Here is an 18,184-nt window from a genome sequence, read left to right on the forward strand (position 1 = left end):
TGCCAGGCGGGCCGGAGGACGGCCGGACCGGGGCCGTCCCCCGATCGGGTGAACGGCCGGCGGGGCCGCTGTGCCGGCGCTGCGCGGTTGCCGACCACCAAGGGGTGACCGAGACCACGACCACCCACGTCGCCGCCCGCAGCCGCGCACACGGGCCGACGGCCGCCCTCTGGCACGCCGTCGAGGTGCACCGGACCGCCGCCGACCTCGACGGCGCCTGCGAGCTCACCGTCTGCGGCGCCCTCGCCCGCGTCACCACCGAGCGCGCCTGGCCGGCCGCCGGCACCGACGTCTGCCCGGCCTGCGCCACCTCCACCCGCTGACGGCTGGCCCGTTCCACGTGGAACGGGGCAGCAGGCTCAGCGGCCGGTGAACTCCGCGGGCCGCTTGGCCAGGAACGCCTCGACCGCCTCGCGGTGGTCGGCGGTGGCGCCCAGCCCGCTCTGCAGCGACGCCTCCAGGGCGAGGGTGTCCTCCAGCGAGTCGGTGGCGGCGGTGGCCAGCACCGTCTTCAGCGCCCGGAAGGCCAGCGTCGGCCCGGCCGCGAGCCGCGCGGCCAGCGCCCGCGACTCGGCCAGCACCTGGTCGGGCTCGACCACCCGGTGCACCAGCCCCCACATGCCCGCCGTCTCGGCGGTGAACGGCTCGGGGAGCAGCAGGATCTCGGCGGCCCGCGAGCCGCCGACGCAGTGCACCAGCCGGGACGCCAGCCCGGAGTCGCTGGACAGGCCGATGGCGGCGAACGCGGTGGTGAACTTCGCGCCGGCCGCCGCCACCCGCAGGTCGCCGGCGAGCGCCAGGCCCAGGCCGGCCCCGGCGCAGGCGCCGTTGATGCCCACCACCAGCGGCACCCGGAGCGCCGCCAGCGCCAGCACCAGCGGGTTGTACTCGGCCTCCACCACCGACAGCGACGCCTCCGCGTCCCCGCGGAGCACCTCGACGTGCTCGGCGAGGTCCTGACCGACGCAGAAGGCCCGGCCGGTGCCGGTGAGCAGCACGGCGCGCACCGAGGCGTCGTCGGCGACCGCCCGCACGTGCTCGAGCAGCTCCGCCCGCAGCCGGGTGGAGAGCGCGGGGCGCTGCAGGGTCAGCGTCGCGACGCCGTCGGCATCGGTGCGGGTGACGGTGGGCTCGGGCATCGTCGTCCTCTCAGCGGTGGTCGGAGGAGCCGCGGCCGGTCGTGCGGCCGGGTGCGCCGGCCGCCACCCTGCCACGCGGCGGCTGCGGCGGACCGGTCGCCGTCGTGCCCGCGGCGGGACGGGTGTGTACGCGGCCCGGGGGACTGTCTAAGGTGAGCCTGCCCTACGTCACCGGACGCGGGGAGACCCCGTCCGTCCGGAGGTGCAGCCATGCGGCCGGTGTTCACCGCCAGCTACCTCATCGGTCTGCGTGAGGGCCTGGAGATGGTCCTCATCGTCAGCGTCCTGGTCGCCTACCTCGTCAAGACCGGACGGCGTCAGCACCTGCTGCCCGTCTGGGCCGGCGTCGGCGCCGCCGCCGTGCTGTCGATCGGCTTCGGCTGGGCGCTGAGCTACGTCTCGACCACGGTCCTCGGCGGCCCCGGGCAGGAGCTCTTCGACGCGATCACCTCGGTGCTCGCCGTCGTCCTGGTCACCTGGATGGTCTTCTGGATGCGCCGCACGGCCCGCCGGCTGTCCGGTGAGCTGCGCGGCCGGCTGGACGGCGCCATCGGCCTCGGGGTCGGCGCCGTCGTCGGCATCGCGTTCCTCTCCGTCGCCCGCGAGGGGCTGGAGACGACGCTGCTGTTCTTCGCCTCCGCGCGCGGCGCCACGTCGTCCTCGCCGCTGCTGGGGCTGGGCGCCGGGCTGCTGACCGCGGTGGTCGTCGGCGTGGGCCTGTACGCCGGGGCCATCCGGATCAACCTGTCGCGCTTCTTCATGGTCAGCGGCGGCCTGCTCGTGCTGGTCGCCGCCGGCATCTTCAAGTACGCCGTGCACGACTTCCAGGAGGCCGGCGTCCTGCCCGGCCTGTCCACCTACGCCTTCGACGCCACCGGCTGGCTGGACCCCACCAGCTGGTACGGCGCGCTGGCCGCCGGGCTGTTCAACATCACCCCGCAGCCCACCGTGCTGGAGACGATCGCCTGGCTGGCCTACCTGGTGCCGGTGCTCGTCCTGTTCCTCCTGCCCACCCGCACCCGCACCACCCCGGCCGCCGTCCCGGCGCCGGCCCCTGACGCAGTCCCGGAGAGCACCCCGCATGTCTGATCCCGCGCGTAGCCGCATCGCCCTCCTCACCCTGACCGGGCTGACCGCGGTCACCCTGGCCGCCTGCGGCGGTGACGACGGCGCCTCCGAGGGCTCCGGGGGCGCCACCGACGACATCGCGGTCGCGGCCGCCGACGACAGCTGCGAGGTGGCGACGACCGAGCTGGACGCCGGCGTGCACCAGTTCACCGTCACCAACTCCGGCAGCAAGGTCACCGAGTTCTACGTCTACGCCGACGGCGACCGGGTGATGGCGGAGGTCGAGAACATCGCCCCCGGCGTCGCGCGTGAGCTGCGGGTCGAGCTGCCGGCCGGGGAGTACGAGACGGCCTGCAAGCCCGGCATGGTCGGCGACGGCATCCGCTCGGACCTCGTCGTCTCCGGTGAGGCCGCGACCCTGTCCGAGGACGAGACGCTCGCCCAGGCCGGCGTGGACTACCAGCGCTACGTGCAGTCTCAGACCGGCGCCCTGCTGGAGCAGACCACCGCCTTCACCGACGCGGTCAAGGCCGGCGACATCGAGGGCGCCAAGGCGCTGTTCCCGGTCTCCCGCACCTACTGGGAGCGGATCGAGCCCGTCGCGGAGATCTTCGGCGACCTGGACCCGATCATCGACGGCCGCGAGGGCGACCAGGCCGAGGGCGAGGACTTCACCGGCTTCCACCGGATCGAGAAGGCGCTGTGGGAGGCCGGCGACGTCTCCGACATGGGCCCGTACGCCGACAAGCTGAAGGCCGACGTCGAGGAGATCGTGGCGCTGGCCAACGACGTCACCCTCGACCCGCTGCAGCTGGCCAACGGCGCCAAGGCGCTGCTCGACGAGATCGCCACCGGCAAGATCACCGGCGAGGAGGACCGGTACTCGCACACCGACCTCTGGGACTTCTCCGCCAACCTCGAGGGCTCGGAGGCCGCCGTCCAGGCGCTGCGCCCGTACCTCGAGGAGAACGACCCGGACCTGGTCGCCGAGATCGACGAGCGCTTCGCCGCGACCGAGGCGGAGCTGGAACAGTACCGGTCGGGCGACGGTTGGACGTCGTACGACCAGCTGACCGACGAGCAGCTGCGCGGCCTGAGTGACAGCATCACCGCCCTGACCGAGTCGGTCAGCCAGGTGGCCTCGGTCGTCGCGGGGAAGTGAGACCTGACCAGCGATGAGCACTGACGCGCGCTCCGGCGGCCTGTCCCGACGCCGCTTCTTCGGCCTCGCCGGGGCCGGCACCGCCGGGGTCATCGCGGCCGGGGCGACCGGCGGCGTGATCGGGCGGGCCACCGCCGACGAGCAGGCGCCGTCGCCGTCCGCCGCCGCCGACGACGCGGTGCCGTTCACCGGTGAGCACCAGGCCGGGATCGTCACCCCGGCGCAGGACCGGCTGCACTTCGTAGCCTTCGACGTGATCACCGACGACCGCGCCGAGCTGGTCGAGGTGCTCCAGGCCTGGACGGCGGCCGCCCGCCGGATGACCGCGGGCTCCGACGCCGGCGAGGTGGGCGCGGTGGGCGGCGGCCCGTACGACGTCCCGGACGACACCGGCGAGGCCCTCGGGCTGCCCGCCAGCGGCCTGACCCTCACCGTCGGGTTCGGCCCGACGCTCTTCACCACCGCCGACGGCGTCGACCGGTTCGGCCTGGCCGCCCGCCGGCCCGCGCCGCTCGCCCCGCTGCCGGCCTTCCCCGGCGACGCGATCGACGAGGCCATCAGCGGCGGTGACCTCTGCGTGCAGGCCTGCGCCAACGACCCGCAGGTCGCGGTGCACGCGATCCGGAACCTGGTGCGGCTGGGCGCGGGCGTGGTCAGCGTCCGCTGGTCCCAGCTCGGGTTCGGCCGGACGTCGTCCACGTCGAGCGCGCAGGCGACGCCGCGGAACCTCTTCGGGTTCAAGGACGGCACCGACAACCTCAAGGCCGAGGCGCCGAAGGCGCTGGACCAGTTCGTCTGGGTGGCCGACGGCGACCCGGGCGCCGACTGGCTGGCCGGCGGCTCGTACGTGGTGACCCGGAAGATCCGGATGCGGATCGAGCCCTGGGACACCTCGACGCTGGCCGAGCAGGAGGCGACCATCGGCCGGACGAAGAAGGCCGGGGCCCCCCTGGGCCAGCAGGCCGAGTTCGACCCGGTCGACTTCACCACCCAGGTGGACGGCGACTTCGCGATCCCGCAGACCTCGCACGTCTTCCTCGCCCACCCGACCAACTCCGGGACGGCGATCCTGCGGCGCGGCTACAGCTTCGTCGACGGCTCCGACGGGCTGGGCCGGCTCGCCGCGGGGCTGTTCTTCATCGCCTACCAGCGCGACCCGGACACCGGCTTCACCCAGGTGCAGCGCAACCTGCGGCTGGACGCGATGAACGAGTACGTCCAGCACACCTCGTCGGCGGTGTTCGCCTGCCCGCCCGGGGTGCGCGGCGACGACGACTGGTGGGGCCGCGCGCTGTTCTCCTGACCGGCGTCCCGGCGCAGCCCCGGCGGGCGGCGCTGGACGGCCGGGGGCCGAACGGCCAGGCTGGGCCCATGGTCGAGGGCACCCCGCGCATCGTGGTCGTCGGCGGCGGGTTCGCCGGGTTCTACGCACTCCGGTACCTGCACCGGCGCCTGGCCGCCGAGCAGGCCGAGCTGGTGCTGGTGAACCCGACCGACTACCTGCTCTACAGCCCGCTGCTCCCCGAGGTGGCCACCGGCGTCATCGAGGCCCGGCACATCGCCGTCTCGCTGCGGCGGGCGCTGCCCCGGGCCCGGCTGGTGCTGGGCCACGTCACCGGCGCCGACCTCGCCGCCCGGACCGTCACGGTGACGTCCGCGCCGGCGTCCGGGCCGACCGAGGTGACCCGGGAGCGCTGGGACCGGCTGGTGCTGGTGCCCGGCTCGATCACCCGGCAGTTCGACATCCCCGGCGTGGCCGAGCACGCCCGGGGGCTGAAGACGCTGGTCGAGGCCGTCTACCTGCGCGACCACCTGATGCACCAGCTGGACGCCGCCGACGCCGAGCCGGACACCGACGAGGGCCGGGCCCGGCGCCGTGAGCGGCTGACCGTCGTCGCGGTCGGGGCGGGCTACACCGGCACCGAGTTCGTCGCGCAGACCCAGCGCTGGCTGCGGACCATCGAGCGCCGCTGGAACCGCACCGGTGCCGGTGACATCCGCTGGATCCTGGTCGACCTCGCCCCGACGGTGCTGCCCGAGCTGGGCCCCGACCTGGGCCTCCTCGCCCTGGACCTGCTGCGCGACCGGGGCGTCGACGTCCGGCTGGGGGTGAGCGTGGCGTCCGCCGACGACCGCACCGTCACGCTGACCGACGGCACGGTCGTGGCCACCCGCACGCTCGTCTGGGGGGCCGGGGTCACCGCCAGCCCGCTGGTGGCCGGCCTCGGCCTGCCGACGAGCAAGGGCCGGCTGCAGGTCGACGCCGACCTGTCCGTGCCCGGCGTGCCGAACCTCTGGGCGGCGGGGGACGCCGCCGCCGTCCCCGACCTGGCGGCCGCGCTGCCCGCGGCGACGCCGCCGCCCACCCCGCCGACCGCGCAGCACGCCCAGCGGCAGGGGACGGCGCTGGGCCGCAACGTCGCCGCGAGCCTGGGCGTGGGCACGGCGCGGCCCTACCGCCACCGCGACCTCGGCCTGGTCGCCGACCTCGGCGGGCGGGACGCCGTGGCCAAGCCGCTGGGGGTGCCGCTGACCGGTCCGCTGGCCAAGGTCGTCACCCGCGCCTACCACCTGTACGCGCTCCCGGCGATGGCCAACCGGCTGCGGGTGGCCACCGACTGGCTCTGGCAGGCGGTGCTGCCGCCCGAGAGCACCCAGCTCGACGTCGTCCGCCCCGAGGACGCCCGGCTCGCCGCCGCCCAGGGCACCCGCGTGTACGGGTCACCGGCCGGCTGACGTCCGGTCAGCCGGCGGGGGTGTTGGCCTGCGTGTGCACCTCGCCGGCGCGCACCCGCTCGCCGCAGGTCGCGCAGACCGTCGTCGGCTGCAACGGGTGGTCGTGGTGCAGCAGCGTGACCGGCGGGGTCTCGACGGCCCACCGGTCGCCCCAGGCCATCAGCGAGCGCAGCACCGGCACCAGGTCCCGGCCGGAGGCGGTCAGGTGGTAGTCGAACCGCGGCGGCGCGTCGGAGTACTGCCGCCGCTCCAGCACCCCGGCCTCGACCAGGGCCTTCAGCCGGGCGGAGAGCCGGTCCCGGGGGGCGCCGGTGCCCGCCAGCACCTCACCGAACCGGTGGTGGCCCAGCGAGACCTCGCGGACGGCGAGCAGCGACCAGCGGTCGCCGACCACCTCCAGGGCGGCAGCGATCGAGCAGAACCGTCCGGGCAGCTCCGTCACCAGCGTCACGCCTCGAGGTTTGCACATCAAACCGACGCGCGCTAACGTCCGCCGCGTCAGTCCGAGGACCAAACCGACCGGTAGGGGCTCGCATGCCGGACAGCGCCGACGTCCGTCCCCGCCGCGGCAGGGCGGCCCGCCCGGAGCCGGCGACGCCGGTCCAGGTCCGCACCCTGGCGATGGCGTCCCTGGCCACGGTGCTGGTGCTGGTCACCTTCGTCACCCCGCTGGCCACCGCCGTCCGGACGTCGGTGTCCCTGGACGCCGGTCCGGGCGCCCAGGCGTGGCTGCTGAGCGCGATGAGCGTGGGGCTGGCCACCGCGCTGCTCACCGTGGGCGTGCTCGCCGACGACCTCGGCCGGCGGCGGGTGTTCTGCGCCGGCCTGGTGGTCCTCGGCCTGGGCGCGGTGCTGGTGGCGGTGTCGGGGTCGCCGGCGGTGTTCGTCGCCGGCCGGCTGCTCCAGGGCGTCGGCGGCGCCGCGGTGCTCGCCGGCGCGCTGGGCGTGATCAGCCACGTCTTCCCGCTCGGCCCCGCCCGCGCCCGGGCGGCCGCGGCCTGGGGCGCCAGCGTGGGGGCCGGCACCGGCCTGGGCGGGCTGGTGGCGGTCGCGCTGGACCACGGCCAGGGCTGGCGGACGACGTACTGGGCCACCGCCGCCGCGGCCGTCCTGCTGGCCGTCGTCGCCCGGTGGGCGCTCCTGGAGTCCGGGGGCCGGGCCGACCGCCGGGTCGACGTCGCCGGCATCGTGCTGCTCGCCGGCGGCATCAGCACGCTGCTGAGCGGGCTGGTGGAGTCGCGCAGCGGGTGGGCGCAGCCCGAGGTCGTCGTCCTGCTGCTGGGCGGCGCCGCGCTGCTGGCCCTCTTCGTGGTGGCCGAGCTCCGGCAGACCGCGCCGATGATCGACCTCCGGCTCTTCCGGGTCCCCGGCTTCCTGGCGGCCACCATCGGCGCGTTCGTCACCGGCGCGACGGTCGTGGGGCTGTGCTCCTACGTGCCCACCGTGCTGCAGCGCGGCCTGGGCGAGAGCCTGCTCCAGGCCACCCTGCTGGTGCTCGCCTGGTCGGCGGTCAGCACCGTCACCGCGCTCGCCGTCCGGCTGGTGCCCGGCCTCGACGGGCGGGTGCTGCTGGCGATCGCCCTCGCCGTCTCGGCGGTGGGGCTGTGCGGCTTCGCCGTCCTCGGCGTGGGGTCTTCCGGCGCCCGGCTCCTCCCCGGCCTGGTGGTCCTGGGCGTCGGCTACGGCGCCGCGAACGCGGCGCTGGGGCGCGAGGCCGTCGCGCACGTGCCCCCGGCTCGGGCCGGGATGGGCAGCGGGGCCAACAACACCGCGCGGTACCTCGGTGCCGCCGTCGGGGTCACGGTGGTGGTGCTGGTCGTCGGCACCGGCACGCCGGCCGAGCTGCTGGCCGGCTGGGACCGGGCGGCCATCGGCGGGGCGGCGCTCACGCTGCTGGGCGCGCTGCTGGTCGCCGTCATCCGGCCGGCCCGGGCGCTCCGGACGGCCACCGCGCCCTAGGGTCGGCCCATGGTCGCCGACGCCCACCCGCCGATGCGCGTGGTCGTCGCGCCGGACTCCTTCAAGGGCACGCTCGGCGCGGCCGAGGCCGCCGACGCGCTGGCCGCCGGGTGGCGCGTCGTCCGGCCGGACGACGAGGTGCGCACCGTGCCGCTGGCCGACGGCGGAGAGGGCACGCTGGAGGCGCTGGGGCACGAGCTGCCCGCCGACTGCTGGCGCACCGCACCGGTCACCGGCCCTGACGGCCGGCCGGTGGACGCCGCCTGGCTGCTGCTGCCCGACGGCACCGCGGTGGTGGAGATGGCGCGGGCCGCCGGCCTGCCGCTGCTGGACCGGCCCGACCCGCTCGGGGCGACCACCCGCGGGCTCGGCGAGCTGCTCGCCGCCGTCGTCGCCACCGGGGTCGACCGGGTGCTGCTCACCCTGGGCGGGTCGGCCACCACAGACGGGGGCACCGGCGCGCTGGCGGCCCTCGGCGCCCGGTTCCTGGACGCCGACGGCGCCGACCTGCCGCCCGGTGGCGGGGCGCTGGCCCGGCTGGACCGGGTCGACCTCGACGGGCTCGTCCCGCCGCCGCCGGGCGGGGTGCGCTGCCTGGTCGACGTCACCGCGCCGCTGCTGGGCCCGCTCGGCGCCGCCGGCCAGTTCGGTCCGCAGAAGGGCGCGTCCCCGGAGCAGGTCGCCGTCCTGGACGCCGCCCTGGCCCGGCTGGCCGACCTGCTCGGCGGGGACCGGGCGGCGCCGGGCGCGGGCGCGGCCGGCGGGACGGCGTACGGGTTCGCGGCGTGCTGGGGCGCGGAGTTCGTCAGCGGCGCCGCCGCGGTGGCCGAGGCCGCCGGGCTCGACGAGGCGCTGGCCGGCGCGGACCTGGTGCTCACCGGGGAGGGCCAGTTCGACGCCCAGTCGCTGCGCGGCAAGGTGGTCGGGGCCCTGGTCGAGCGGGCCGATCGCGCCGGGGTGCCGGTCACCGTCGTCGCCGGCCGGGTCGACGCCGCCGGTGTGGACGGGGAGGGGGACCGCCCGGTGCACCGGGCGGTCTCCCTGACCGACCTGGCCGGGTCGGTCGCCGCGGCGATGGCGGAGCCCGCCCGGTGGCTGGCCGAGGCCGGTCGGCAGGAGGCGCGGGAACAGTCCGTCACACCGTGACGTTCCCCGCTACGGTCGACAGGGCCTCCGAACGCATGTGTGAGAACGCTCCACCTGGGCACCCCCCGGTCGGTGCGTCCAGCCCGCCAGCGGCCGGTCGGTCGGGGTCCGTACCGGACGAGCAGGCAGGACGAGGGGACAGCACGTGGTGGAGCCAGCGAGGAAGACCCTCGCCGACCGCTACGAGCTCCGCGGGCTGCTCGCCGCCGGGGGCATGGGCCAGGTCTGGCGCGCGCACGACCAGCTGCTCGGCCGCCCGGTCGCGGTCAAGGTGCTGCGCAGCGAGTACACCGGCGACGAGCTGTTCCTGGCCCGCTTCCGCGCCGAGGCCCAGCACGCCGCCGCGCTGAGCCACCCGAACATCGCCGCCGTCTACGACTACGGCGAGGAGCCGGCCATCGACGGGTCGGGCGAGCACCTCGCCTACCTGGTCATGGAGCTGGTGGAGGGCGAGTCGCTGTCCAGCCTGCTGGCCCGCTCCGGCTCGCTGAGCCCCGAACGGACGCTGGACATCCTCCAGCAGACGGCGGCCGCGCTGGCCGTCGCGCACGAGGCCGGCGTCGTCCACCGGGACGTCAAGCCGGGCAACGTGCTGGTCCGCTGGGACGGCATGGTCAAGATCACCGACTTCGGCATCGCCTGGTCGGCGGGCAGCGTGCCGCTGACCCAGACCGGTCAGGTGATCGGCACCGCCGCCTACCTCTCCCCCGAGCAGGCGGCCGGCGCGCACGCCACCGCGGCCAGCGACGTCTACGCCCTGGGCATGGTCGGCTACGAGTGCCTCGCCGGACGGCGGGCCTTCGACGGCGACAACTCCGTCGCCATCGCGCTGCGGCACCTGCGCGACCAGCCCGACCCGCTGCCGGAGTCGGTCCCGGCCGGCATCCGCACGCTCGTCGAGCACGCCCTGGTCAAGGACCCGGTGCAGCGCTACCCGGACGGTGCGGCCTTCCTCACCGCCGTCGACGAGGTCCTCGCCGGCCGGCAGCTGCCGCCGGTGCACCGCACCGACACGCAGAGCTTCTGGCTGCTCCCCGACGCCGCGGCGCTGGCCGGCGCCGCCCCGGCCACCGGCGCGACCCGACGTCCGGCGGTGGGCGTCCGCAACCGGGTCGGCCGGCTGCTGGTGCCGGTCGTCGCGCTGCTGGTGGGCGCGGGTCTGGCCGCGCTGGTCCTGCAGCCGGAGACCGCCGTCCCGTCGCCGGCCACCACCGCGGCCACCGCGCCGGCCACCTCCAGCCCCGTTCCGGCCCCGCTGGTCCTCGAGGGCGCCGACTACCTGGGCCGCCCGGTGGAGGCCGTCCGGCAGCAGCTCGAGGCGATGGGCCTGCTGGTGCAGCTGGAGGCCGTCGAGACCGCGGACAGCGCCCCGGACACCGTCGTCGACGTCGCGCCGCTGTCGGTGGGCCTGCAGCCCGGCCAGACCGTGCTGGTCACCTACGCGGTCGCGCCCGCGCCCCGCAGCAGCACCCCGCGGGCGCCGGCCGAGGCCGTCGTCCAGGCCCCGGAGCCGGCTCCCATCCCGACCACGCCGGCGCCCACCACCACCTCGCCGGCGCCGGTCGACACCGCCGCGCCGGGGACGACGGACGGGCAGCCCGGCGGCGAGGGCACCGACGGCGGCACGGACAGCGGCGACGAGGACCCGGCTGACGGCTCGGACGACGGCTCCGACGACGGCTCGGACGACGGCTCGGACGACGACGGCGGGGACACCGCCGCCCCGAGCCCCGGCGGCACGACGACCGGCTCCTCGACCGGCTCCTCGACCGGCTCCTCGACCGGCTCCTCGACCGGCTCCTCGACCGGCTCCTCGACCGGCACGTCGGGCGGGTTTGCGGGCGGCTCGTCGACCGGCTCCTCGGTCAGCGCCCGGGGCTGAGCGAAGGCGCGCTGCGGCGGCCGTCCGCCGGTATGTTCTGCGCCACGGGCCCGCCGCAGCGTGGCGGTGGACCCCGGGGGTCGTGAGGGGCCGTGGTCGCGCGGGTGGACGAGCCGGAGGACGCGCCCGGCTCCGCCGCGACCGGGGTCGACCACGCCGCCGTCTTCACCGCGATGCCCACCCCGTACCTGGTGCTCACGCCGGACCTGGTCATCGCCGACGCCAACCCCGCGTTCCTGGCGACCACCGGCCGCACGCTCGGCGAGCTCGTCGGCCGCGGCGTCTTCGAGGCCTTCCCGGGGAACCCGAACGACGCCGAGCCCGACGGTGGGGCGGCCAAGGTGCGCGCGGCCATGGAGCGCGCCCGGGACTCCGGCCGGGCCCACCCCATGTCAGTGCAGGAGTACGACATCCCGGACGGCACGGGCGGCTTCGAGAAGCGGTTCTGGAGTCTGATCAGCGTGCCGGTGCTCGACCCGGGCGGGGGCTGCCGGTACCTGCTGCAGCGCGCCGACGACATCACCGACTACGTCCGCGAGCAGGCCCAGGCGGTGCACCCCAGCGGCACCGGCAAGAAGTGGCAACGCCGGGTGCTGGAGGTGGAGAGCGACCTGTACGCCCGCGGCGCCGAGCTGCGGGCCGCCCGGGAGGCCGAGGCCGACACCGCCCGCCGGCTGGCCGCGCTCTCCGGGGTGGCGCTGGCGCTGGGCCGGGCGGAGACCCTCGACGACCTGGCCCGGGCCGTCACCGAGCGCGGCCTGGTCGCGCTCGGTGCCCGCGGCGGCGCCGTCGCGGTCTACGAGGGCGACGACGACCTGCGGCTCGTGCTCACCGAGGGGATGAGCCCCATCGGCGTCGGCCCGGACGCGCTGCTGCCGCTGACCGCGCCCTACCCCGGCTGCGTGGCCGCCCGGACCGGGGAGCGGGTGCTGCTGGTCGACCGCGCCGGCAGCGAGGCGTTCTCCCCGGAGCTGGCCGAGCTGGTCGCCACGACCGGGGTGCAGGCGTGGGCGGCGGTGCCGCTGGAGAGCGCCGGCCGCCGGATCGGCTCGCTGAGCGTCGGCTGGACGTCCCCGCAGGTGCTCGCGCCGGCCGACGACGAGCTGCTGGGCGCGCTGGCCGCGCAGTGCGCGCAGGCGCTGGAGCGGATCCGCGCGCGGGACGCCGAGCGGGAGCGGCACGCCGCCGTCCAGGGCATGGCCGAGGCGCTGCAGCGCAGTCTGCTCACCGCGCCGCCGGAGCCGGACCACCTGCAGATCGCCGTCCGCTACCTGCCCGCCGCGTCCCAGGCCCAGGTCGGTGGCGACTGGTACGACGCCTTCCTCCTGCCCGACGGCCGCACCGCGCTGGTCATCGGCGACGTCACCGGGCACGACCGGCACGCCGCCGCAGCGATGGCCCAGGTGCGCAACGTGCTCCGCGGCATCGCCCACAGCCGCCAGGAGCCGCCGGCCGCCGTCCTGTCGGCCCTGGACCGGGCGATGTGCGACCTGGAGGTCGACACGCTGGCCACGGCGGTGCTGGCGACCGTCGAGCAGCCGGCCGAGGACGAGGAGCGCGGGGTGCGGCTGCTGCGCTGGAGCAACGCCGGGCACCCGCCGCCGCTGCTGGTGTCCCCGGAGGGCGACGTGACCCTGCTCGAGCACGAGCCGGACCTGCTGCTCGGGCTGGACCCCTCGGCCACCCGGGCCGACCACGTGCAGGAGCTGGCGCCCGGGTCGACGGTGCTCTTCTACACCGACGGCCTGGTGGAACGGCGCGGGACGTCGCTCGACGCCGGCCTCGCGTGGCTGGCCGCCGAGCTGCACCGGGTCGGCCGGCTCCCGCTCGAGGAGCTCTGCGACCAGCTGCTCGGCGCGCTGGAGGGAGCGGTCGAGGACGACGTCGCGCTGCTCGCCGTCCGGGCGCACCCGCAGGACCGGCCACGCCCTGCGGCAGCCGGCCGCAGCCGGCTGCCGGAGGGGCACAGCGCGCTCAGCTGACCGGCGGGCCGACCGTCCGGCGGGGCAGCAGCGGGACGCCGGCCGCGCGGCAGCCGAGCACCAGGCAGACGACGGCGCCGGCCAGGGCCACCCGCCCGGGGCTGGCGTCCAGCCCGCCGCTCAGCACGCCCACCACGCCCGCCCCGGCGGCTGCGGCGAGCAGCCGGCCGGAGCGCCGGCGGTAGCCGGTCCAGCCGAGCAGCAGGCCGACGACGATCGCGGCCCGGGCCGGGTGCGCGGCACCGGAGACCTGCCCGGCCCAGGACAGGCCGAGCGAGGCGAGGGCGAGCACGGCCGCGCCGAGGGACCAGCCGCGGCCGCTGCTCACTCGCTGCGCCCCGGGGCCAGCCACAGCGCGGCACCCGAGGCGGCGACCGCCGCGGTGAGCCAGAACCCACGGTCGCTGGCTGCCAGTGGCAGCGCCACCAGCACCCAGGTGGCGACCAGGGCGGCCAGGCCCACCGCGCCGGCCCGCCAGGCCGTCCGGGCGGGCAGCCGGCCGGCCAGCGCCGCGACGGCCGGCACCAGGGCCACCAGCGCGGCCACCGTGGCGAAGGCCGACCAGGTCGGGACGACGTCCCACAGCGACTGGTTGCCGAACTCGCGGGTGAGGCCGAGCTGCAGCAGCGCCAGGCCGACCACGCCGAGCACGAGCGGCAGGACCGCGGTGCGCGCGCCGCCGCCGAGGGCGGCGAGCGGGGACCGCCGGCGGCCCAGCGACGGGTGCGCCGGGCGACCGGGGGAGGTGCCCGCGCCCGGGGGAGGCGGGAACGGAGCCGCCGTGCTGCCGGCCGGGCCGGCCTGCCGGTCGTCCGCGGCGAACCCCGGCACGAAGCCCACCGGGCCGGTGACCTGCGAGGGGCCGGGTGCGTACCCGGGCTGGCCGCCGAACTGCTGGGTGTCGAACGACTGCTGGTTGCCGTACGACTGCTGGTTGCCGTACGACTGCTGGTTGCCGTACGACTGCTGGTTGCCGTACGACTGCTGGGCGTCGAACTCCTGCTGGCCGCCGAAGGACGGCTGGGGGTCGTAGGGCGGCTGGTCGAACTGGCCGGGGGCCGGCTGCTCGAACTGCGCGGTCCCCGGTCCGGACTGCCCGGGCAGCGGCTGGCCCACGACGGGCGGCTCCGGCTGCTCGGCCTGGGCCGGCTCCCCCGCCTCGGTCTGCCGCTGGCTCGGCGGCAGCAGGATCGACTGCGTGCGGGGCTCGTCGCCGTCGGTGTGCGGCTGCGGTTCGGGGATCGGCGGGTGGCTCATCGGTCTCCTGGTGGCGGGCGGCGGAGGGCGCCCCGGCGGCGGACGGCCGGGGGTGCGGACCGCGGGGCAGGGGCGTGGCCAACCGTAGCGGCGCCGACGCCTAGGGTCGGGCCGTGGCAGTGCGTGCGGGCATCGTGGTCACCGGCACCGAGGTGCTCACCGGGCGGGTCGCGGACCGGAACGGCCCCTGGCTGGCCGAGGCGCTGCGGGACGTGGGCGTGGACGTCGGTCAGGTCGTCGTGGTCGGTGACCGGCCGGAGGACCTGCGCGCCGCGCTGGCGTTCCTGGCCGGCAACGGGACCGACCTGCTGGTCACCAGCGGCGGTCTCGGGCCGACGGCCGACGACCTGACCGCGGCGGTGGTCGGCGACTTCCAGGGCCGCCCGTCGGCGGTGGACGCCGCGCTGGAGCAGCGGATCACGGCGGTGGTCGAGCGCCTGTCGGCGCGCCGCGGCTGGCGGCTGGACCCGTCCGCGACCGCGGCCGGCGTCACCAAGCAGGCGCAGGTGCCGGTCGGGGCCACCGTGCTTGAGCCGGTCGGGACGGCGCCCGGGCTGGTCGTGCCGCCGGCCGAGGGGCGCAGCGGCCCGCCGGTGCTGGTCCTGCCCGGGCCGCCGTCCGAGCTGCAGGGCATGTGGCCGGCCGCGCTCGCTTCGCCACTGGTGCGCGCGGCGCTGGCCGGCGCCACCGAGCTGCGGCAGCGGACGCTCCGGCTGTGGGGCACCCCGGAGTCCGAGCTCGCGGCGACCCTGCGCCGGGTCGACGACCAGCTGACCGGGCTGGAGGTGACCACCTGCCTCCGCGACGGCGAACTGGAGATCGTCACCCGCTACGAGCCCGGCGCCGAGCCGGCCTGGGAGCGGCTCGACCAGGCGGTCCGCGCCGACTTCGGCGACACGCTCGTCAGCGACGGCCCCACGGTCGACGACCTGGTCGCGGCCGCGCTCGCCGACCGGGGCTGGACGCTGGCGGTGGGGGAGTCGTGCACCGGTGGGCTGCTGACGGCACGCCTCACCGCGGTCGAGGGCTCCTCGGCCTGGGTGCTGGGCGGGGTGGCTGCGTACGCGAACAGCGCCAAGGAGCAGCTCCTCGGGGTGCCGGCCGCGACGCTGGCCGCCGCCGGTGCGGTGAGCCCCGAGGTGGCGCTGGCGCTGGCCGAGGGCGTGCGCGACCGGTTCGGTGCGGACGTCGGGGTCGGCGTCACCGGCATCGCCGGACCGGGCGGCGGCACCCCGGACAAGCCGGTCGGCACCGTCCACCTGGCGGTCGTCGGCCCGGACGGGACGGCGACCCGCTCCGTCGTCCTGCCCGGCTCGCGCGAGGCGGTCCGGCAGCGGACGACGACGATGGCCCTGCACCTGCTGCGTCAGCTGCTGCTCGGCGGTCCGCCCGCCTGAGGCGTTCCACGTGGAACAGCGCCGGGGGTCGTAGAGGAATCGCCGACGGCGTGGTTGCCCGTCGACCCGATGGGGAACGGCTCTGGCGTGGAACACCGCCGGGGTGCCGACGAGCGACGGGAACCCTCCCGTTGGTTGTGGACCCGGCGGGCCCTGGTGACGTTCGGCTGCGCGGCCGGTGGCTACCTGGCGATCGGCCTCGGCGCCGGTGCGGCCTCGGCCGAGGAGCCGAGCCTGCTCGGCGCCGTGGAGTCGGTCGTCGAGACCACCGTCGACACCACCGTCGCCCCGGTTGAGAGCCCGGCCGATGAGGTGCCGGTGGCGTCGGTCGTCGAGACCGTGGCGGACGTCGCCCCGGTCGCGGAGGTCGTCGACACGGTCGCCGAGCCGGTGACCGAGGTCGTGGAGCCGGTCTCCGACGTGGTCGAGCCGACCGTCGAGGTCGTCGACACGGCCGTCGACACGGCCGTCGACACGGCCGTCGACACGGCCGTCGACACGGTGGTCGAGCCGGTGGTCGAGCCGGTGGTCGAGCCGGTGGTCGAGCCGGTGGTCGAGGCTGTGGAGCCTGCGCTCGAGGTCGTGGGACCGGTCACCGACGTGGCCGAGCCCGGCGTCGAGGTCGTGGAGCCCGGCACGGACGTGGTGGAGCCGGCCGTCGAGGTCGTCGACACGGTCGTCGAGCCCGCGGTCGAGGTGCTGGAGCCCGCCACGGACGTGGTCGAGCCCGCCGTGGAGGTCGTCGACACGGTGGTCGACACCGTGGAACCCGCGGTCGACGTCGTCGAGCCCGTCACGGAGGTCGTCGCGCCGGTCGCGCCTTTGGTCGAGTTCGGGGAGCCGGTGACCGAGTCGGTCGTCGAGCCGGTGACCGAGGTGGCCGAGTCCATCGTCCTGCCGCTGGTCGAGGTGGTCGAGCCGGTCACCGAGGTGGCGCTCCCCGTCGTCGACGAGGTCGTGTCGCCGGTGGTCGAGCCGGTCGCTGACATCGCGCCCGTCGTGGTGGAGGCAGTCGCGCCGGTCGTCGAGGCCGTCGCTCCCGTGGTCGAGGCGGTGACGCCGGTGGTCGAGGTCGTGACCCCGGTGGTCGAGCCGGTCGTCGAGCCGGTCGTGGAGACGGTCGCCCCGGTCGTCGAGGCGGTGACGCCGGTGGTCGAGGTCGTGACCCCGGTGGTCGAGCCGGTCGTGGAGACGGTCGCCCCGGTCGTCGAGGCGGTGACGCCGGTGGTCGAGGTCGTGACCCCGGTGGTCGAGCCGGTCGTGGAGACGGTCGCCCCGGTCGTCGAGGCGGTGACGCCGGTGGTCGAGGTCGTGACCCCGGTGGTCGAGCCGGTCGTGGAGACGGTCGCCCCGGTCGTCGAGACCGTGACTCCCGTGGTCGAGGCAGTGACTCCGGTGGTGGAGGCCGTGGCTCCCGTGGTCGAGGCGGTGACGCCGGTCGTGGACGCAGTCGTCCCCGCGGTGGAGGCCGCGGCTCCCGTGGTGAGCCCGGTGGTCGAGGCCGGTGCTCCTGTGGTCGAGGCAGTGGCGCCGGTGAGTGACGTCGCGACGCCGGTGGTCGAGCCCGTCGTGGACGCGGTCGTCCCGGTGTCCGAGGCTGCCGCTCCCGTCGTCGGGTCGGTGACCCCGGTGGTCGAGGTGCCGACCCCCGTGGTCGAGCCGGTCGTGCAGACGGTGGTCTCGGGGACCGAGGACGTGGCCCCGGTGCGGGACCCGGTCGTGGAGGTCGGCGTCCCCGTGGTCGAGCCAGCGGCTCCCGTCGCGGCGCCGGTCACCGCGCCCGTCCCGCTGGTCCCCGCAGCCGTCGTCCCGGTCGCCACCCCGCCCCCCGCGGTCGTGTCGCCCGTCGTCCCGGTGGTCGAGGCCACCGCAGCCGTGGTCCAGCCCGTCGTGGCCGCCGTCCGGCCGGTCGTCGACGGGGTGGTCGCCCCCGTCGCCGTCGGCGTCCTTCCCGTGGTCGAGCTCCGCAGCTCTCCGGTGATCGCCCGGCCGGCCTCCGCGACCCCCGGCCTGACCGCCCCGTCGGTGGAGCCCGTCCGAACGCAGCCCGCCGTGGCCCTGCCGATCGCCGTCCCGACGGCGTCCGCCGCCGCGCCGGCCTCGGCGGCCGGGAGCAGCGCCGCCGTCCTGCCGGTGCACGAGCGCGCCGACCTCCGGGTGTCACCGGTGGCCGACCCCCGGCAGGGCGCCCAGCCGCAGCCCGAGCCGGCCGGCACCGCGACCTCCGTGCCGACCCCGGCCCCGGCTCCCGACCTGCCCTCGGGCGCACCCGCACCGGCCGCGCCCAGCCCCACCGCGCCGTCCGACGGACCGCGCACCGGCGGCGGAGCGCTCCTCGCGACGCTCCCCGCACCCCCGGTCCAGCCTGCGTTGGCTGACCTGGTCTCGACCGCTCCGGTCGCGGCCCTCGACGACGGCTCGGACGCCGAGCCCTCCGTCTCCCCCGCCTGACGGCC

15 protein-coding genes are annotated in these 18,184 nt (G+C 76.8%); 11 read left to right on the forward strand and 4 right to left on the reverse strand.

Annotated elements, in window-relative coordinates; genetic code table 11:
- The first annotated feature begins 104 nt into the window (after positions 1-104).
- The gene (locus HL054_RS17100) at positions 105-323 is read left to right on the forward strand and encodes a hypothetical protein (protein ID WP_369140239.1); all 219 of its coding nucleotides are present in this window, start codon (positions 105-107) and stop codon (positions 321-323) included.
- Positions 324-359: 36 nt separating this feature from the next.
- On the opposite strand, the gene HL054_RS17105 is transcribed toward HL054_RS17100, so the two are convergent.
- Positions 360-1,139, reverse strand: coding sequence for an enoyl-CoA hydratase-related protein (locus tag HL054_RS17105; protein ID WP_369140240.1), 780 nt, complete (start codon positions 1,137-1,139; stop codon positions 360-362).
- A gap of 210 nt (positions 1,140-1,349) precedes the next feature.
- On the opposite strand from HL054_RS17105, the gene efeU reads away from it, so the two are divergent.
- The 4 genes from efeU (at position 1,350) to HL054_RS17125 (ending at position 6,105) form a co-directional block, all read left to right on the forward strand.
- Positions 1,350-2,228 carry an iron uptake transporter permease EfeU gene (gene efeU / locus HL054_RS17110; RefSeq protein WP_369140242.1) on the forward strand — a complete coding sequence of 293 codons (879 nt, stop codon included), beginning with the start codon at positions 1,350-1,352 and terminating at the stop codon, positions 2,226-2,228.
- Positions 2,221-3,369, forward strand: a complete 1,149-nt coding sequence (gene efeO, locus HL054_RS17115) for an iron uptake system protein EfeO (protein ID WP_369140243.1) — start codon at positions 2,221-2,223, stop codon at positions 3,367-3,369. Before efeU ends, efeO begins: the two co-directional genes overlap by 8 nt.
- 13 nt (positions 3,370-3,382) lie before the next feature.
- On the forward strand, positions 3,383-4,672 hold the full coding sequence (gene efeB, locus HL054_RS17120) for an iron uptake transporter deferrochelatase/peroxidase subunit (RefSeq protein ID WP_369140244.1): 1,290 nt from the start codon (positions 3,383-3,385) through the stop codon (positions 4,670-4,672).
- Positions 4,673-4,740: 68 nt separating this feature from the next.
- Positions 4,741-6,105 (forward strand): NAD(P)/FAD-dependent oxidoreductase, encoded by a 1,365-nt coding sequence (locus HL054_RS17125; RefSeq protein WP_369140245.1) that lies wholly within the window; start codon positions 4,741-4,743, stop codon positions 6,103-6,105.
- 7 nt (positions 6,106-6,112) lie between these two features.
- Here HL054_RS17125 and HL054_RS17130 read toward each other — a convergent pair whose 3' ends face one another.
- On the reverse strand, positions 6,113-6,556 hold the full coding sequence (locus tag HL054_RS17130; RefSeq protein ID WP_369140246.1) for a winged helix-turn-helix transcriptional regulator: 444 nt from the start codon (positions 6,554-6,556) through the stop codon (positions 6,113-6,115).
- A gap of 83 nt (positions 6,557-6,639) precedes the next feature.
- On the opposite strand from HL054_RS17130, the gene HL054_RS17135 reads away from it, so the two are divergent.
- From HL054_RS17135 to HL054_RS17150, 4 genes are all read left to right on the forward strand, one after another.
- Entirely contained in the window at positions 6,640-8,064 is a 1,425-nt protein-coding gene (locus HL054_RS17135; protein ID WP_369140247.1) for an MFS transporter, read from the forward strand.
- Positions 8,065-8,073: 9 nt separating this feature from the next.
- Positions 8,074-9,210 (forward strand): glycerate kinase, encoded by a 1,137-nt coding sequence (locus HL054_RS17140; protein ID WP_369140248.1) that lies wholly within the window; start codon positions 8,074-8,076, stop codon positions 9,208-9,210.
- A gap of 145 nt (positions 9,211-9,355) precedes the next feature.
- Positions 9,356-11,092 carry a serine/threonine-protein kinase gene (locus HL054_RS17145; protein ID WP_369140249.1) on the forward strand — a complete coding sequence of 579 codons (1,737 nt, stop codon included), beginning with the start codon at positions 9,356-9,358 and terminating at the stop codon, positions 11,090-11,092.
- Positions 11,093-11,196: 104 nt separating this feature from the next.
- On the forward strand, positions 11,197-13,074 hold the full coding sequence (locus tag HL054_RS17150; RefSeq protein ID WP_369140250.1) for a SpoIIE family protein phosphatase: 1,878 nt from the start codon (positions 11,197-11,199) through the stop codon (positions 13,072-13,074).
- On the opposite strand, the gene HL054_RS17155 is transcribed toward HL054_RS17150, so the two are convergent.
- Positions 13,067-13,402 carry a hypothetical protein gene (locus tag HL054_RS17155; protein WP_369140251.1) on the reverse strand — a complete coding sequence of 112 codons (336 nt, stop codon included), beginning with the start codon at positions 13,400-13,402 and terminating at the stop codon, positions 13,067-13,069. The genes HL054_RS17150 and HL054_RS17155 overlap by 8 nt on opposite strands.
- Positions 13,399-14,331 carry a hypothetical protein gene (locus HL054_RS17160; RefSeq protein WP_369140252.1) on the reverse strand — a complete coding sequence of 311 codons (933 nt, stop codon included), beginning with the start codon at positions 14,329-14,331 and terminating at the stop codon, positions 13,399-13,401. Before HL054_RS17160 ends, HL054_RS17155 begins: the two co-directional genes overlap by 4 nt.
- A 113-nt stretch (positions 14,332-14,444) precedes the next feature.
- Here HL054_RS17160 and HL054_RS17165 point away from each other — a divergent pair, with 113 nt between their 5' ends.
- Together HL054_RS17165 and HL054_RS17170 are read left to right on the forward strand one after the other, a co-directional pair.
- Positions 14,445-15,728, forward strand: a complete 1,284-nt coding sequence (locus HL054_RS17165) for a competence/damage-inducible protein A (RefSeq protein ID WP_369140253.1) — start codon at positions 14,445-14,447, stop codon at positions 15,726-15,728.
- 156 nt (positions 15,729-15,884) lie between these two features.
- Entirely contained in the window at positions 15,885-18,179 is a 2,295-nt protein-coding gene (locus tag HL054_RS17170) for a hypothetical protein (RefSeq protein ID WP_369140254.1), read from the forward strand.
- Positions 18,180-18,184 lie beyond the last annotated feature (5 nt).

This window comes from Modestobacter versicolor, assembly GCF_041028285.1.
Taxonomy (GTDB): domain Bacteria; phylum Actinomycetota; class Actinomycetes; order Mycobacteriales; family Geodermatophilaceae; genus Modestobacter; species Modestobacter versicolor_A.

What these genes read in the sequence shown, in the direction of transcription:
- HL054_RS17105 (WP_369140240.1), bottom strand. Translation starts at nt 1,139, where the DNA reads ATGCCCGAGCCCACCGTCACCCGCACCGATGCCGACGGCGTCGCGACG.
- HL054_RS17160 (WP_369140252.1), bottom strand. Translation starts at nt 14,331, where the DNA reads ATGAGCCACCCGCCGATCCCCGAACCGCAGCCGCACACCGACGGCGAC.
- efeU (WP_369140242.1), top strand. Translation starts at nt 1,350, where the DNA reads ATGCGGCCGGTGTTCACCGCCAGCTACCTCATCGGTCTGCGTGAGGGC.
- HL054_RS17135 (WP_369140247.1), top strand. Translation starts at nt 6,640, where the DNA reads ATGCCGGACAGCGCCGACGTCCGTCCCCGCCGCGGCAGGGCGGCCCGC.
- efeB (WP_369140244.1), top strand. Translation starts at nt 3,383, where the DNA reads ATGAGCACTGACGCGCGCTCCGGCGGCCTGTCCCGACGCCGCTTCTTC.
- HL054_RS17125 (WP_369140245.1), top strand. Translation starts at nt 4,741, where the DNA reads ATGGTCGAGGGCACCCCGCGCATCGTGGTCGTCGGCGGCGGGTTCGCC.
- HL054_RS17140 (WP_369140248.1), top strand. Translation starts at nt 8,074, where the DNA reads ATGGTCGCCGACGCCCACCCGCCGATGCGCGTGGTCGTCGCGCCGGAC.
- efeO (WP_369140243.1), top strand. Translation starts at nt 2,221, where the DNA reads ATGTCTGATCCCGCGCGTAGCCGCATCGCCCTCCTCACCCTGACCGGG.